Here is a 16,288-nt window from a genome sequence, read left to right as displayed (position 1 = left end):
CCAGCCGCTTGGACATACATACATAAGCGAAATTCTAAATGATTCTTAGTCTGGAGTTGTATGAGACAGGCGGGCAGAAGGAAGCCTAAATAGAATAAAGGAGTATTCCCATGACCAAGGTGTTAGTCGTAGACGATGAAGCGAGCATTTCCGACGCTGTCGCATATGCGCTCAGGCGAGAGGGATATACGGTGGAAACAGCGGCGGATGGGCAGGAGGCGTTGGACCGCGTCGATACGTTTCATCCGGACGTGATGGTGCTTGATGTGATGATGCCGAAGGTAAGCGGATACGAAGTGTGCCGCAAGCTTGAGGGGCGGGAGTCGCGGCCGGCGATCCTCCTGTTAACGGTAAAAAACGATATCGTCGATAAGGTGCTTGGCCTCGAGCTCGGCGCGGACGACTACATGACCAAGCCATTTGACATGCGGGAAATCATCGCCCGGGTCAAAGCATTGTCGCGCCGCAGCCCAATGGCGAAGGAGCGGTCCGCCGAGGCTGGGGGGCAAGTGCGGTTGGCTGGCCTAACGATCAACCTGCTCAGCCGCACGGTGCACGAGGAGGATGAGGCGGCGGAGTTCGAGCTGACGCCCAAGGAGTTTGACCTGCTGGCTTTATTGGCGCAGCATCCGGAACGGGTTTATTCCCGGGAGGCATTACTGGAGCAGGTGTGGGACATGGACTTTGCCGGCGGAACGCGGACGGTCGACATGCATGTGCAGCGGCTGCGCAAGAAGCTGGGCCGTTGGCACGAGGTGATCCAGACCGTGTACGGCATTGGCTATAAAAGCACGGAGAAAATCCCATGAAGCGGCGGACCTGGCGGTTTGGCCTAAAGTGGAAGGCCGCCGTGCTGCTGGCCCTGCTGCTGGCTTCCGTCATCGCAGTGCTAAGCCTGCTGGTGCTGGCCGGCATCCGGGAGGACCAACGCTTACGGTTGGAGCAGTCGCTCGCCGGGGAGGCGGAGGCCGCGAATTTGCGGGTACGCCAGGAGGCGATGACAAGCGGCGCGAAGGCTCCGGGTGATTTGTTGGCGCAAAACGGCCAGCGGCTGGCTGTGGACCTCGGCGCGCAAAGCGGCCTGCCCGTGACTCTCTATGAAACGGACGGAACGCTTGCCGGCACCTCGCTGCCGTTCCAGCCGAAGGCGGACGTGCAGGATGCCTTGGCCTATACGGCGCAAGGGAAGGCCGCGTATATCACCGAAGGGGATCAATTGCTGTACTTGGCGCCGCTGTACCTTGCCGATAATGAGCGGATCGGGACGATCCAGTTTCACGTGTCGCTGGCGGAGCAGCATGCTTTTTATGATCGGATAAAAAATTTGTTTGGGGTTGCCGGCGTGTTGGTGCTGGCGGGGGGCTTCCTGCTCGGCTACCTCTACGTATGGCGGCAGGCCCATGTGATCGGCCGGTTAAACGGTGCCGCCCGGCAAATTGGGGAGGGCCATTTTCTTTCCGCCCCCACAGTGCGCCGGAACGATGAGCTTGGCGAGCTGGCGCAGGGCATTTACGAGATGAGCGGAAGAATATCCGCGTCCCTCAGCCAGTTGACCGCCGAAAAAAGCAAGCTGCTCGAGGCGATTACCCGCCTGCGCGAGCTGGAGCAGCAGCAAAAGCGGTTTATCGGAAACATCAGCCATGAGTTGAAAACCCCGCTGACCTCGATTCTCGCTTATGCCGATCTGCTGGAAATGTATCGGGACGACCCGGCGCTTCTGGAGGAAGCGCGGGGGCGAATCGGACAGGAGGCGGCGCGGCTGTACGGGCTCGTCGAGAAGGCGCTGAAACTTTCCGCGATGGATGTGTACGAGTTTGAGACCCATGCGCAATCCGTAGACATAAAGCCGCTGCTGCAAGAGGCGGCCGCCCGCCTGCAAGCCAAGGCGGAGGGATACGGTATCGAACTCGTAACGGCGCTGGAGGAAGGCACAGTGTGGGCCGATCCGGAAAATCTGATGCATATGATGCTGAATTTGCTGGACAACGGGATAAAATACAACAAGCCGGGCGGTAGGGTGCTTCTTTCCAACGAGACGGCGCGGGATGCGGAGGGACAAGGCCGGATGAAGATCACGGTCCGGGATACCGGGATCGGTATTCCGGCGGAGGAACGCACCAGAATCTTCGATCCTTTTTATACGGTTAGCAGCGACCGGTCGAGAGCTTACGGGGGGACGGGATTGGGACTGCCGCTCGTGCGCGGCCTCGCCGAAAAGCAGCACGGTACAGTCGAACTCGCCGAAACGGGGCCGGAGGGTTCCGCGTTCGTGCTCACGCTGCTGCTGCAGCGGCCGGAACGGCCGGAGACTATAACCGCCGGCGTAAGTCCAGACTTGGATTAGAGTCTGGGCTTGTTTTTTTGCAGTTTACAGGATCGTTACAAGTCGGATATTTTTCGGAGATATTCTCTTTCTATACTTAAGTCAACAGGGCAAGCTAAAGCGAACCGATTCACTTTAACCGGTCTTTGGGTAAAGCACCTGTGGCGGGAACGCGGGAGGTACCTGTGATGAAACACAACATTGGGACTTATGGCATCAAGTTTTTGGCGGCAATGACGTTGTCCCTTGCCTTGACGGCTTGCCAATCGGCTGGAGCCCGGCTGACCGTGGTCGATCCCGCCGCAAGCGGGACCGGACAGCAGACGGGTCAAAACGCGGCGCCTTCCTCCGAAGGCAAACGGAAGCTGACCGTCATAGAGACACCGATTCAGCCGGACGGCCGGGAAGTGTCGGTAGCTCGCACCCACCGGATTGAGGCGGCCAACATTGAGGCCTGGCTGTCGGAGGATGAGGTCAGCATCCAGACGACCAAGCTGGTGAAACCGGGAACTGCCACGGAGGAGCCGCAATATGAATATAAGGCTTCGATCGTGAATATCGACACCGGCCAAAGCCGCGAAAATACCGGAGAGGGGGGAGGACAGATGGACGGATACATGCTTGTCAAGGAAATCATTTCGCCGGACGGCCGGTACAGCTTCATCCAAAAATGGAAGGACAAATACACGGCGGACAATTTCGTGGAAAATCGCGCTACTGGCCAAACGATTCAGATCAAAGGCGATAACTATTTGGAGCTGGGCGGTTGGCTGAACGAAGATACGTATATTCTGGCGGCCGGCTCCATGAGCGGGCGCGGAGAAATCCGCCAAATCTCGGCGGCGGACGGGAAGGTGACAATGGTTCCGCTGGAAGATCGGGAGGTCGAGATGTTTACGCAATTTGGCGTCAGTCATGGCCGGATTTATTATACCGACAACCGCCAGGTGCTGAAGGTGTTTGAACCAGGGCAAGCGACGCCGGTTAGTCTGATACAGGATGTTTGGAATTTTGAAATCTCGCCGGACAGCAGATATATTTCCGTATCCACGGTTGCCCAGCTGGGTGGGGGCCAGGGCAGCGAGCTGCTGATCTACGATTCCGCCGGGACTCTCCAGGGCTCGCTTATCGGCAAAGGCGACCTGATCTCCGATATTTCCTGGTCCCCGGATTCCGCGAAACTGGCGTTTGACGTCTACACCGAGGAGACGAAGGGCATGAACGGAGTGTATATTTTCGACACTCATTCAGGTATGGTTTCGCCGCTCGCACCGTATTATGCGTCTGCCGATCCGGTTCCCCATCCCGTGTACCCTTTAACCTGGAGCCCGTCCGGCCAGCGGTTGGGGATTACGGTAGACGACCCAAAATCGCTTATTGTTACACAGGTTATCGATTTTAAATAAACCGAACAGAGAGGAATGGAAATAATGAACAACATGAAAAAATCAATTATAGCTATGGCCGTGCTGGGCATGACCGTTACGGGAGCAGCCGGTGTATACGCAGGAACGCAGCTACAGAAAATTACGGCATATCTGAATCACCAAATCGGCATCCAGGTGGATGGCAAAGCCTATTCCCTGACCGACCAACAAGGCCGCAAATTAACGCCGATTACCTATAACAACACAACGTATTTGCCGGTACGGGCAATCGCCGAGGTGCTGAATGTCCCGGTTTCTTATAACGCGCAAAAGCATCAGGTACTGATTGGTAGCGGAAATTCCGGAGAAAGCGGCACAAACTTAAGCCTGACCGAAGTGAATTACACGAAAGCTCAACTCAAGGAGATCACCGATGCGTTCGCGAAATTCGAATCCTTCAAGACGCCTTATGCACCTATGCAAATGGTTAAAGGGGATGCTTTCAAGTCGGCCCTCGCCTCGGATGACGGGGTGAACCTCATCTTCAACCACATGACGATAAATGTTTCTCCCCGGGATTATGCTTATCTTTACGAAGGCAAAACAGTAACCTTGGAGGGCGGGGGTGAAGCGAAATGGTATACGCCGGATGAGACGCCTTTCTTAAGCTTCAAGCTGGACGACCGTTTCGTCACGCTGAGTTCGCCGGATCATACCTTAAGCAAGGCACAGCTCGAGAAGGTCGCCGTCACGGTAGCAAAGCTGAAATAAATAGAATAGCCGAAATGATAAATTAAAGGCGACTCAGTTCTGAGTTGCCCTTTTTATTTTTTCCGCGGCAAAAAAAGTTCAGTTCGACAGGTTTCCAGATTATAGTATAATGGCTAAGGTGGCAAAAGAACTCTGGTTATGAGGTGTTTGGTTCGTGTTGGACAAATTAATAGAATATTTAAAGCTTTCTCCCGTTTGGTCATTGACTATGGCTATTGCATTTGCGGCCCTCGTTTGGCTTTATAAAGAATTTAAGGGCATGATGGAAGAGAGCAATCGGGCCAAGTTGTCGCTAATTCAAAAGCGGATGGACTTGTACGCCGGGGTTGAGGCCGCGATCGCGCAGGCAATCAACAACCCGGAGGATTCGCAAGCCAAGCAGCATTTGTACGTAAAGTTAGGGGAAGCAAGCTCGTATTTTACGAGGGAGACTCGCCAAATACTGAGGGATTATTATTCGGGAGAGGATGCTTTTGTCCTTGATACTCTGCTGTCCCTTGTCCAAAAAGAGATCGATCGTTTAGACAGAGTCAAGGAAAAACTGTCTCCATTAACGATGCCTACGGATGTGGTCGAGACGGTCTCCAAACTGTTCAGCCCGCTGAAACCGATTATTTTCATGTTTGCCGTGGGTGTGGTTGCATTTTTATACTTGGTGACGTTTCTGGTGCAGGACACCGCGTTAAGCCGACTGGCCGTGACCGCCGCATACATTTCACTTCTTTTTAGCATGGCGCTGGTGGCCGCTATTATTTCTTTGTTGATGGAAGGCCATTCAAGAATGGTTCCATTTAATTACGTTCGGAGCGTGGAAGCCGTTGTGATGCTTTTGGCGCCGATCGTATCGCTTTTTTTCCTCTGGCTGGCGATTCCTATGTTACTTTTGCAGATTTTATCGATTATATTGTTTGCGATTAGCCAGCGTAAGGAAAAATACATCATGACTTAAGACAAAAAAGGATGCTGAACCATGCAAAAGTTTATTGTCATCGGCGCGGGGATTTTAGGCGCTGCTACGGCCTATCAATTGGCTAAAAGGGGAGCGGAAGTGGTCGTTGTCGACCGGAAAGACCCGGGACAGGCGACCGCTGCTGCTGCGGGAATCATTTGCCCGTGGATATCGCAGCGGCGCAACCAAGCCTGGTATCGGTTGGCCAAGGAGGGGGCACGGTTTTACCCGCCCTTGATCGCAGAGCTGGAGCAGGGCGGGGAGAACGAAACCGGTTATGCTCGCGTGGGAGCGCTTCGTTTACATAAGGAGCTTGAAAAGCTTGTCCAACTGGAAAAGCTTGCTGCAAAACGCAGGCAGGATGCCCCGGAAATCGGCGAGATCACGCTGCTGAATCCCGGTGAAGTGAAGCGGCTGTTTCCTCCGCTGGCGGACGACTATGCCGCTCTGCATATCAGCGGGGCCGCCCGTGTTGATGGGCGCGCCCTGCGGGATGCGCTGCTGCGCGCCGCGATCGGGCATGGCGCTGCGCTGCTAAACGGAGAAGCCGCAATCCGATTCGCCGGAACTTCCGTTACCGGGGTACAAGTTGAGGACCAATTCATCGAATCCGACGCGGTCCTGGTCTGCGCAGGGGCATGGGCTAATTCACTGCTGAAGCCATTGGGTGTGGATTTTAAAGTGACCTATCAAAAAGCGCAAATCGTTCATTTGGTTTTGCCGGATGCGGACACGGGGCATGGGCCTGTTGTTATGCCGCCCGGCGATCAGTATATATTGGCCTTCGACGGTCAGCGGATTGTGATCGGCGCCACCCATGAGAACGATCCGCAAGGATTCGACACGCGCGTTACGGCGGGCGGTTTGCAGGAGGTTCTGAATAAGGGGTTGGAGCATGCTCCCGGGCTTGCGGAAGGCAGCTTTTTGGAGGCGAGAGTCGGCTTTCGCCCGTTCACTCCGGGCTTTCTTCCGGTGATCGGCACTTTGCCCGGTTGGACAGGCATTTACGTGGCCAATGGCTTAGGGGCATCGGGGCTAACGATGGGACCGTATATCGGGTTTCAACTGGCCAAGCTGGTTTTTGGATTGGATGTCGATATTGATTTGGCGAATTACAAGGTAGAGGGAGCCCTAGGCCGATAAGTAATCGGGCTGCCTGAATTTTCACCGCTTCACGTATTCACTTTGCAGGATGCCCATATGAATGATGTCGTGCCAATTTCCTTCCCTAAAGAGGGTCTGGCGCGATATCCCCTCCCGCATGAATCCGATTTTTTCGTACATGTTTATGGCTCTATCATTAAAAGAAAAGACGCGTAAGGATACCCGGTGCAAATTCAACTCCAAAAAGCCGTAATCGAGCAGCAGCTTCAACGCTTCTGTCCCGTAACCTTTGCCCCAGTACTCTTTGTCGCCAATATCGATGATGCATTCAGCATTGCGGTTTTTGCAATCGATTTGTATGAGTGACGTGATTCCAAGCGGCTTCTCAGACTCCCTATCGAGAATGAGGTAGCTCTTTGATGCACTTGATCCTAAAATCACATGGTCGACGAATTGTTTGGTATCGGCAAATGTAAACAGATCTAGGGACGGACTGGTTGTTCTCATCACTTCGGGATCATTTCTCCACTTATGGTAAACTGCGGCATCATCTTCCGTCATTTTTCTCAGCCTTACTCTCGCGGATTCAAATAACATGATTTCTACCTCCGTTGTCGTTTTCATTGCTTGCTGGTTTGACCGGACAAAGCAGGGCTTTCATAGTAAACAACAGGACTTCGATTTGCTCGTTCATCTTCGTGGTTTCGGAACCGAGGTGAGCGGAATCGATCATCAACCCATCGATAAACGTGACGAAATAGTGGGGGATGGATTCCACGGGAAGGCGGGGGGAGATATCGCCTCGAGCGGTTCCTCTCCGCAAAAAGCCGGTTAACGCGTCAATGAGCTGTTCGTATCTTGCTACGGTATAGAGGTATCCCGGTTTGTCTTTTTGATATTTGGCGGACAAGAAAAATTCCGAATTGGCCAGCAACAGCGTTTGGTCCATCGTTTCCATTTCCCGCCGCCGCTCCAAGATCCAACGAACGATCTGTTCCCAGGACGTTCCTTCGCCATCCGTACGGAAGTAATGTACATCTCGCTGATCTTCATGCTGCAGCAGTTCCAGATAAACGTGTTCTATGCTGCCGAAATAGGCGTACAAAGCGCCTCGCGATACTCCGGCCTCGTCGATAATGTCCTGCATGGTTGCCCGGGTATAGCCTTTGTTGACAAAAACCCGTTTCGCCGCTTGCAACAAGTCCAATTTCTTTTGTTTTTTGTAATCCTCGCTTACTTTTGGAGCCATAGGCTTGACCTCGCTAAAACCGACATATGTGTCGTTTTGATTGTTTGATTCATTATAAACGACATTAATGTCGTTTTCAATGGCTTTCACCGCCGCAACCAAAAATTGAAAGTTCTGTGAAAATTAATAAAACAGATATTTCCACCCGCGCACAACCGCCAAATTACGTGATAAACTAACGCTATGTCTCGCTACAGCGTCGCGGCGGTGCTCGGTGATATTTTTCATAATTTAAACCCGGAGGAGAAAATGAAAACATTATTACTCAAGTGGAATCGAATGAGTCTCGTAAATCGAATTTTTCTGGGAATTATCGTGGGGATTGGCTTGGCTCTGTCCGTACCAGGTGCAACGGGGATTGCTATTTTCGGTACCTTATTCGTATCCGCCTTGAAGGCGGTTGCTCCCGTATTGGTTTTGCTCCTAGTCATGGCTGCCATTGCGAACCATAAGAAGGGCAGTCAAACGAACATGAAATCGATTCTTGTCCTTTATGGATTAAGCACATTTTTGGCCGGATTAATCGCGGTTGTAGCCAGTTTTATTTTTCCGGTAAGTTTGTCGCTTGCTAGCGGCAGCGGAGACCTGACTCCGCCCGGCGGTATTGTCGAAGTGCTGAAGGGCCTGCTGTTCCAGGTGGTGGACAACCCGGTAAAAGCCTTGATCGAAGCCAATTATATCGGCATCCTGGCCTGGGCGATCCTGCTTGGCGTGGCGCTAAAAAGCGCTGGCGATCCTACGAAAAACCTGCTCACCCAATTTTCGGACGCCGTATCGCAAATCGTCAGATGGGTCATTCAATTAGCACCGTTCGGGATCATGGGGCTTGTGTTTGACACCATTACCGCAAACGGTCTTTCGTCCTTGCTCAATTACGGGAAGCTGCTCCTCGTATTGATTGGATGCATGCTGTTTATGGCGCTAGTGGTGAATCCGCTGATCGTCTATCTGAACATCCGCAGGAATCCGTATCCGCTCGTGTTCAGTTGCTTAAAGGAAAGCGGGATTACGGCATTTTTCACAAGAAGTTCCGCGGCCAACATTCCGGTCAATATGAGATTATGCGAAAAATTGGGGCTGGATAAAGACACGTATTCGGTGTCTATTCCCTTGGGCGCGACGATTAATATGGCGGGGGCGGCGGTGACGATTTCCGTCTTAACGCTCGCGGCTGTTCACACCTTGGGCGTAAAAGTGGATTTTGGCACGGCGCTGATCCTTAGCGTACTCTCCGCCATATCTGCAGCAGGCGCCTCAGGCGTGGCCGGCGGGTCGCTGTTGCTTGTACCTCTGGCCTGCAGCTTGTTCGGCATTTCCAACGATCTTGCCATGCAAGTCGTTGGTGTAGGTTTCATCATCGGCGTATTGCAGGACTCTTTCGAAACGGCGCTCAATTCATCTTCCGATGTGCTGTTCACGGCAACGGCGGAATATGCCAAAAAACGCAAAGAAGGCATAAAGACAATGGGAAAATATCTGGACAAAAAAGCAGGAGCCTAGGCTGGCCCCTGCTTTTTGTTGACGAGCCGGGGATTAGGCGAACAAGTCCTGCAGCGAAACGCGCAAGCCCTCGTAAAGCTGGGATTCCGCATACTGGTCGCCGGGTTTCGAATAATAGGCTATATCCGCGATGTCGCCGTCAGTCAGAGTGAACACCGTCACTTGCTCCTTCATCGGATCGACGATCCAGTATTCCTTCACGCCGCATTTCCGGTATAATTCGAGCTTTTGGATCAAATCTTTGCTTCGTGTGGAAGGAGACAGCACCTCAACAGCCAGTTCCGGCGTGCCCATATATTTGCCGAGCTCGTTGATTTGATCTTTGTTGCAAATGACAACCAAATCCGGCTGTACGACACAAATATTCGTTTTTGACTTCTTCAGCGTGATGTCAAAAGGGGAGGTCAGCGGTGTACAGGATTTTCCTTTAAACCAAAGATAAAACGTACCGTGTAGTTCATTTACCGCTTGTTGGTGCTTGTAAGAAGGAGAGGCAAGGTTATAGACGACGCCGTCGATAAGTTCGAAACGTTGTTCAGCCATCTCAGTCAGATGGAGAAACTCCTCATAAGTCACCCAATCGCCGCTTTCGTATCTGGCCGCTTCCTCCTTAAGGAAGGGATCATCAACCTCCCCGGTGAACGTCGTCAATTTGGCTACATCCTTGCCGTTCTTTGTCACGATGATTTCCTCACCCGCCTCCGCAAACTTTAAATACTTTCCGAAATTGTTTTGCATATCGGTGGAAGAAACGCGCATAAGGTTCACCTCGAATTAGCTAATTTATAGATTTATTTTAGCTAATTTTTTGGCGATTATCAATGGAAAATAGCTAATTTCAAAAAGGGCCTTTCGCTAGAAACTGCTCCTCGAGGATATCCCAGTTGGGAGTAGAGGCGTTAGACCTGTTCTTCCACACGCGGAATACGCTGCTTAAAGCGGCAATTTCGTAGGCGGAACCATCGACCAGCCGGCTGGCCGGCAGCAGGTGATATATTTTTAAAAACAAACGCATTAGCGTGGGGTGTTTACGGATAAATGAAGCTTGCCCGGCCGGTACCAGGGGATAACCCTGGGCTTCCAACACGCGAAAGCCTTCGTCCATGGCCGCGACGATCTGCCGCAGCAGTTTGCTGTCTCCAGCAATCTTCCTCATCCGGCGCTCATGGATGGTTACGGCGTAAGTGAGCGCCAAAATGGGGACGATATGGTTTTTCAGCCAAGCATCGATGTTATCGTGATAGATGAGTTTGTATTTTACATTCGCAAACGCCAGGTCAAGGTCGGCATTAAAGGGAATCGGACCATCCAATCCTCCAAGCACCATCTGCCCGCCGCCGCCGCGGATACAGACGGTTTGGCCGTTTTCTCTGGTTCCAGCGCTAAGTTGAAATCCAAAAGCGATATTTTTGGGAGTTTCGCTATGCTCCTTTAGGAAATTTTGCATGTCGCGGGCGTCGGTGTTATTGCCAACGATGATGATGTTGCTGCTCCGGTTAGCGGCCAAAATTGGCAGGACCGCCGGAAAATCGGAATATTTCATAACGACAAAAATGAGATCGTAAATATCGCCCGCTTCCAGTGTCCGAATGACGCGCACCTGATCCACCGTCGTTTTCCGCTGAAAGTAATGGCGGATGACGAGGCCATCCCGCTCCAATTCCTCTGCCCGTTTCCCTCTCGCCAATACGGTGACCTGATTGCCCCCGCGCACAAGAACATGGGCCAAATAACTTCCTAAAACGCCAGCTCCGTAAACCAATACTCTCATATTTCTCTCCTCACCTTCCAATTGAATGAACATTTGTTGAAAAAATAACGTTTGTTGATTACAATCACCTTAACATCCGTTGAAATCCCGTATCAATCGGTAATATTTTTGATTCTGTTGAGAATTCAACAAATGCTATCGCAAATGTCTAAAAAAGAGGGGCAAAGTGAGTGATGGACAGACGAATCGCAAAAACAAGGCAGGCCATTATGGAAGCTTTTGTCGGGTTGCTGGGGGAAAAAAGCTTTGAAAAAATCACGATTCAGGAAATCGCGGACAGGGCCGATGTGAACCGGGGAACGGTCTATTTGCATTTCACGGACAAATACGATCTGCTCGATCAATGCATCGAAACGTATTTGCAGCTTTTGAATGAAACCTGTCTGCCCGACGGGGAGCCAAATGAGGTGTCGGTAAAAGCTTTACTGCTGCGTACGTTTGAATTTTTGCAGCGCAACGCCTCCATCTATTCCACGCTCATGACGAGCAAAGGGGTTCCCGTATTCCGCAACCGGATGCAGGCGATGATGGAGCGGAGAATTGGAGAGATCATCACAAACTGCGGCATCGGCGCGGGGATCAAACCGGAGATTCTCGTCCAGTTTCTGGCCGTCGCAACCGCCGGTTTGATGGAGTGGTGGATGGTCCAAGCGATGCCCTACACTCCGGAAGAAATGGTTGAGCAGTTGCTGCTGATCCTGGAGCAGAATTTGATTTTGCCGGAATTTGTGGAAGGGTTTAAGGTGAAGGAGTAATTTTTGTGCCAATTTGGGAACTTTCCCTGCCTGGAAGGAGTCTGTTTGGGTAAAGGGGAGGAGAACAGCTTGAGGGAGATGCAGCTAGAGCATCTTGCGGAGATGAGCGTACCTGGCATTCGGATGCTGATGGAAACGTACGGGGAGGACGTATGGAACTATGCTTATGTCATCACCGGGAATACGCATACGGCGGATGATGTCGCGCAGGATGTGTTTATTAAAGTATATCAACATTATGCCTCTTTTCGCGGGGAGGCTTCCGTCAAAACCTGGCTGCTGAAAATCGCGCGCAATACCGCCTTATCCTATCAAAAGCGGGCTTTTTTGCGTAAAGTGGTGCTGTTTGGCGAGCGTTCGCCGGGTGATGGGCCAAGCGGGGCAGTGTCTTCACTGTCTTCGCCATCCGCCGAATCGCAATATTTGGAGCGGGAAGCGGCGGACGAATTGTGGCGGCAAGTATTGAAGCTGCCCGGCAAGTTTCGCGACCCGCTGGTGTTGAGTGTGCACCACCAGTTGTCCATGGATGAAATATCCGCGATAACGGGCCTTTCGCCGGGTACGGTGAGGTCAAGGATTCACAGGGCCAAAAAGAAGCTTGCCGCCGCATGGAAAGGAGCGAACGAGGATGCATGAATGGAAGCAGGAATGGGATCAAAGATTGGCCAGACCGCCTTTTAAGCAGCGGCGTTTTAGGACCGACATGATGGAGCGGGTCGAGCGAAGGCTGCAAGCTGCGGAAAAGAAACGCTCCCGGAAAGCATGGATTCAAGCGGTCGTGGTGATCGTTCCGGCCCTGTTTCTGGTGCTGGGCGGCGGCATTTGGTTCGGCAGCAGGTCGGAGCCTGTACCGCTTCCTTCCGGCAATGGCCCGGGTTCAGTTACCCAGGGAGGAGAGACGTTTCGCTCCAGTTTTGAGCCAGGGCAAGGTGGGGATTTCGACTGGTGGAATTCCGCGGAAAATGCGGCCAAGCAGGATAGCGACCGCACGCTCGTGACGCTGGCCAAAGCGCTTTTGCAGCGGCAGCTTGGCGTGTGGGGCGGCCCGACGCCGGACATTTGGGAAAATCCCGAGGTCAACCAGGCGCTGGAACGTTACGACGTCTCCAGTCCTTGGGTATATGAAGTGTACGTCGATTCGATCAGCACCACGGATGCACAAACCGTGTATTCGCTCCGGCTGGGGCTGCGGGATTCGATTCCCACGGTTTATCAAGAAACGATTGACGTTTACATCCGCACCGATACGCAAAAAATCTCGCGCATCGAGCAAGTAATTACGGATGAAACCGGGACGCCGCTGGATAAAGGAAAGGCTGACCATGGCGGAGGAGAAACCGTCTTGTTGAAAAAGGATTCCGCACTTGGTTTGAAGATTACGGGAACCTTGCACAAGGATGAGGGGATGATTCGTTCGATCCGTGTCCAGTATGGCAATGCGGACAAAACGTTTGGCGGTTGGAGCAACGTAAGTAACGAATCCTATTATCCGGAAGTGGCGCTACTGCTGGCTGAAGGCAGGGAAGGGCAGGTGCTGGCCGTCATCTTGACGACTGGATACGGAACCGGGGTATACGAATCGGCACTGAAGCTGCTCAGAAGTGATTTAACGGAAGTATCTGCAGCGGATCCGGTGCTGGTGGCGAAATCCAAGCTGGAATCAAGCATGACGGCAGAAGCGGGCAAGCGCACGTATCGATTTACGTTGGGCAGCGATACGCGCACGTTCGATTACAAGGAAGAGGATGCCGGATTTTGGATGGACCAGCCGGCACTTGGCAGCATTGTTAGATATTCCATAGAAGGAAATACCCTGTATGCGTTGGTGCCGATCCAGGTGTCGCCGGCCGAATTCCCGGTGTCGATCCGGCTGCGTTACAAATATGACGGGGCGGTGTTCAACGTGGCGACAGCGGCGTTCGAAGATAACTTTTGAGTGCACGCCATATATTGTATAATGAAGCGAGGCCCACAGCTTTTTCCATTTTTTCAGGTCGTTCATTGATCATTGAGTAGCGGTAGAAAATCAAGCATAAAGGGTGATTGAAACGTGAAGAAGATCATTAACAAGCCGGAAACGCTGGTCCGGGAAATGGGGCGGGGTCTCGCGCTTGCCCATCCCGAACTGGAATTCGACAGCAAGTACAAAATTGTGAAGAGAAAACAACAGAACCAGGACAAAGTCACTTTGATTAGCGGCGGGGGTAGCGGGCATGAACCGGCCCATGCCGGATTCGTCGGGCGGGGGATGCTCGATGTGGCGGTTTGCGGCGATGTGTTCGCTTCCCCGTCGCAGATTCAGGTTTATCAGGCGATCAAAGCTTCCGCGGGGAGTAAAGGCGTGCTGCTGATCATTAAAAATTACAGCGGCGATATGATGAATTTTAAAAATGCGGCTCATCTCGCGGCTGAAGATGGCATCCAGGTTGATTATGTGAAGGTGGATGACGATATTGCGGTCGAGGACAGCCTGTACACGGTCGGCCGCCGGGGTGTGGCCGGAACCGTGCTTGTGCACAAAATCGCCGGCGCCGCTGCCGAAGCGGGGCTGGAGCTGGCCGAAGTGAAGGCGGCCGCGCAAAAGGCGATCGAACACACGCGCACCATCGGCTTCGCCTTGACGTCATGCACGGTGCCGGCTAAGGGTACGCCGACTTTTGAGCTCGGCGAGGATGAGATCGAATACGGCGTTGGCATTCACGGCGAGCCGGGCATTCGCCGGGAGAAAATCGCTTCGGCGGACGAATTGGCGCGCAAGATGGTTGACGATTTGTACCGCGACATGAACCTGGATGGCGGTTCCGGCAAGGAGGAGCTGGTGGTGCTCGTGAACGGATTTGGCGCTTCGCCGCTGCAGGAGCTTTATGTGCTGGCGAACGCGGTTGTGCGTGAGATTCGCGGCCGGGGCCAGTCGATTTTTAAATTATTTGCGGGCAACTATATGACCAGCATCGATATGGCCGGCGCTTCGGTCACGCTTATGAGGCTGGACGAAGAGTTGAAGCGGTATCTGGAAGCGGAATGCGATACGCCGGCGCTGCAGGTGCGCGGACCATTCGCGCCGCTGCCGGCCGAAGAGGCGACGGACGTGGCGGAACAGCGTGAGCCGTCTTTCCGCTGTGAGACCGATCCGGCGGATGCAGAGGTCGGGAACGGCGCGTTTACGCTGCGCAATATCATTTATCTGACGGATAAAATGAGCGAAATTATTATTGAACATGAAGTCGCGTTCTGCGAGCTCGATGCGCATGCCGGCGACGGCGACTTTGGCATGAGCGTGGCCAAAGGCTTCAAGCAATTGAAGCGGGAATGGCCGGAGATTATCGAGCATCACGCCGGCACGATTGGCGGCTTCCTGGAGGCTTGCTCGCTGGTGATTATGGAGCATTGCGGAGGAGCGTCCGGCCCGATCTGGGGCTCGGCGTTCCGCGCGGCGGGCAAATACGCCGGCGACCGCACGGCCCTCTCGGCGGCGGAGTTCGCGGCCATGATGCAGGCGGCCGTGGAAGGCATCCAGGCCACCGGTGAACGCTCCTTTGGCCGAGGCGCGGTCGTTGGCGACAAGACGTTGGTCGACGCGCTGGTTCCGTTCGCGGATTCGTGGGAGCGCAGCGCGGGGGCCGGCGACGATCTGAAGAGCGCGGCGGCCAAGGCGGCGGAAGCGGCCGTGGAGGGCGCGAAGCACACCGAGACGATCGTCGCCCGCATGGGCCGGGCCGGCGCCGTTGGCGAGCGCAGCCTCGGTTACCCGGATGCCGGCGCGTATGCGCTCGGCGTCATCTTCACGGAGCTGGCGCGCGCGATGCGGTGAGCGGAGGTTGCGGCGCATTTCCGTGCACTCCGGCGGGCTAGGATCGCTTGGCGTACAAACCGAACATCCACCGCGTTAACATCAAAGGCGAAGCTAGAGCGGAAGCTTAACCTGAAGGAGAGTGTAATTGATGCGCGAAACCTGCGTTCCATCCGGCGTGGCGCTAAAAGACACCGGCTTTGGATACACGTTGTCCGTAATAGGCGGTAAATATAAAATGATCATCCTGTACTGGCTGGCCGAAAACAAGGTCATGCGGCATAACGAACTGAAACGAAGTATCGGGAACATTCCCTTTAAAACGCTGAGCGTTATGCTAAAAGAGATGGAGGCCGACGGCCTGATCCAGCGCGAGGATTTTCCCCAAGTGCCGCCTAAAGTTGAATATTCCTTAACCGAACGCGGTCATTCTCTCCTCCCGCTGTTAAATATGATGTGCGAATGGGGGGAGGAGAACAGCTTGAACGGCTTTCCGGCTGCTGGAACGACGAACGTGTCGGTTGGGCCTGCAAAATAGCGGAACTTTATGTACTTATGATCCGGAGCCAGGCGTGTTCATCCTCATTAGCGGCATTTTTGGTCCTTATTTTCCTGTGAATGGCCCAGAACGCGGGCATTCCCTGGCGATGGGGGAAAATAGCGACATAAAATGTCTCTATTGCGCTCAAAATGGATGATATCGTCGAAA

16 protein-coding genes are annotated in these 16,288 nt (G+C 53.3%); 12 read left to right on the top strand and 4 right to left on the bottom strand.

Annotation, left to right across the window (positions count from 1 at the left end; all coding sequences use genetic code 11):
* The first annotated feature begins 110 nt into the window (after positions 1 to 110).
* From ACLD72_RS21615 to ACLD72_RS21590, 6 genes are all read left to right on the top strand, one after another.
* The gene (locus ACLD72_RS21615; protein ID WP_411001975.1) at positions 111 to 809 is read left to right on the top strand and encodes a response regulator transcription factor; all 699 of its coding nucleotides are present in this window, start codon (positions 111 to 113) and stop codon (positions 807 to 809) included.
* Positions 806 to 2,344, top strand: a complete 1,539-nt coding sequence (locus ACLD72_RS21610; protein WP_411001974.1) for a sensor histidine kinase — start codon at positions 806 to 808, stop codon at positions 2,342 to 2,344. Before ACLD72_RS21615 ends, ACLD72_RS21610 begins: the two co-directional genes overlap by 4 nt.
* A gap of 167 nt (positions 2,345 to 2,511) precedes the next feature.
* Positions 2,512 to 3,729, top strand: coding sequence for a WD40 repeat domain-containing protein (locus ACLD72_RS21605; protein ID WP_411001973.1), 1,218 nt, complete (start codon positions 2,512 to 2,514; stop codon positions 3,727 to 3,729).
* 24 nt (positions 3,730 to 3,753) lie between these two features.
* Positions 3,754 to 4,461 carry a stalk domain-containing protein gene (locus ACLD72_RS21600; protein WP_411001972.1) on the top strand — a complete coding sequence of 236 codons (708 nt, stop codon included), beginning with the start codon at positions 3,754 to 3,756 and terminating at the stop codon, positions 4,459 to 4,461.
* Positions 4,462 to 4,669: 208 nt separating this feature from the next.
* Positions 4,670 to 5,410, top strand: a complete 741-nt coding sequence (locus tag ACLD72_RS21595; protein ID WP_458476154.1) for a hypothetical protein — start codon at positions 4,670 to 4,672, stop codon at positions 5,408 to 5,410.
* Positions 5,411 to 5,431: 21 nt separating this feature from the next.
* Positions 5,432 to 6,553, top strand: coding sequence for an NAD(P)/FAD-dependent oxidoreductase (locus ACLD72_RS21590; protein ID WP_411001970.1), 1,122 nt, complete (start codon positions 5,432 to 5,434; stop codon positions 6,551 to 6,553).
* 21 nt (positions 6,554 to 6,574) lie between these two features.
* Here the strand turns inward: ACLD72_RS21590 and ACLD72_RS21585 are convergent, their stop codons facing one another.
* Entirely contained in the window at positions 6,575 to 7,111 is a 537-nt protein-coding gene (locus ACLD72_RS21585) for a GNAT family N-acetyltransferase (RefSeq protein WP_411001969.1), read from the bottom strand.
* A complete protein-coding gene (locus tag ACLD72_RS21580; RefSeq protein ID WP_458476153.1) occupies positions 7,101 to 7,763 on the bottom strand; it encodes a TetR family transcriptional regulator in 663 nt (220 codons plus the stop codon). Before ACLD72_RS21580 ends, ACLD72_RS21585 begins: the two co-directional genes overlap by 11 nt.
* 249 nt (positions 7,764 to 8,012) lie before the next feature.
* Here ACLD72_RS21580 and sstT point away from each other — a divergent pair, with 249 nt between their 5' ends.
* Positions 8,013 to 9,263, top strand: a complete 1,251-nt coding sequence (sstT, locus tag ACLD72_RS21575; RefSeq protein ID WP_411001967.1) for a serine/threonine transporter SstT — start codon at positions 8,013 to 8,015, stop codon at positions 9,261 to 9,263.
* 33 nt (positions 9,264 to 9,296) lie between these two features.
* On the opposite strand, the gene ACLD72_RS21570 is transcribed toward sstT, so the two are convergent.
* A complete protein-coding gene (locus ACLD72_RS21570; protein WP_411001966.1) occupies positions 9,297 to 10,022 on the bottom strand; it encodes a type II toxin-antitoxin system prevent-host-death family antitoxin in 726 nt (241 codons plus the stop codon).
* 79 nt (positions 10,023 to 10,101) lie between these two features.
* Positions 10,102 to 11,034 (bottom strand): ketopantoate reductase family protein, encoded by a 933-nt coding sequence (locus ACLD72_RS21565; RefSeq protein ID WP_411001965.1) that lies wholly within the window; start codon positions 11,032 to 11,034, stop codon positions 10,102 to 10,104.
* A 173-nt stretch (positions 11,035 to 11,207) separates the two neighbouring features.
* Here ACLD72_RS21565 and ACLD72_RS21560 point away from each other — a divergent pair, with 173 nt between their 5' ends.
* The 5 genes from ACLD72_RS21560 to ACLD72_RS21540 all read left to right on the top strand — a co-directional run bounded on the left by ACLD72_RS21560 (position 11,208) and on the right by ACLD72_RS21540 (position 16,117).
* Positions 11,208 to 11,789, top strand: coding sequence for a TetR/AcrR family transcriptional regulator (locus tag ACLD72_RS21560; protein ID WP_411001964.1), 582 nt, complete (start codon positions 11,208 to 11,210; stop codon positions 11,787 to 11,789).
* Between the two features lie 78 nt (positions 11,790 to 11,867).
* Positions 11,868 to 12,425 carry an RNA polymerase sigma factor gene (locus tag ACLD72_RS21555; protein WP_411002061.1) on the top strand — a complete coding sequence of 186 codons (558 nt, stop codon included), beginning with the start codon at positions 11,868 to 11,870 and terminating at the stop codon, positions 12,423 to 12,425.
* On the top strand, positions 12,418 to 13,725 hold the full coding sequence (locus tag ACLD72_RS21550) for a hypothetical protein (protein WP_411001963.1): 1,308 nt from the start codon (positions 12,418 to 12,420) through the stop codon (positions 13,723 to 13,725). Before ACLD72_RS21555 ends, ACLD72_RS21550 begins: the two co-directional genes overlap by 8 nt.
* Positions 13,726 to 13,839: 114 nt before the next feature.
* The gene (gene dhaK, locus ACLD72_RS21545; RefSeq protein WP_411001962.1) at positions 13,840 to 15,600 is read left to right on the top strand and encodes a dihydroxyacetone kinase subunit DhaK; all 1,761 of its coding nucleotides are present in this window, start codon (positions 13,840 to 13,842) and stop codon (positions 15,598 to 15,600) included.
* Positions 15,601 to 15,730: 130 nt separating this feature from the next.
* On the top strand, positions 15,731 to 16,117 hold the full coding sequence (locus ACLD72_RS21540; protein WP_411001961.1) for a winged helix-turn-helix transcriptional regulator: 387 nt from the start codon (positions 15,731 to 15,733) through the stop codon (positions 16,115 to 16,117).
* Positions 16,118 to 16,288 lie beyond the last annotated feature (171 nt).

Source organism: Paenibacillus lacisediminis (assembly GCF_046567315.2).
The sequence above is the reverse complement of the archived record's forward strand: the minus strand, read 5'-3'. Positions and strand labels throughout refer to the sequence as shown.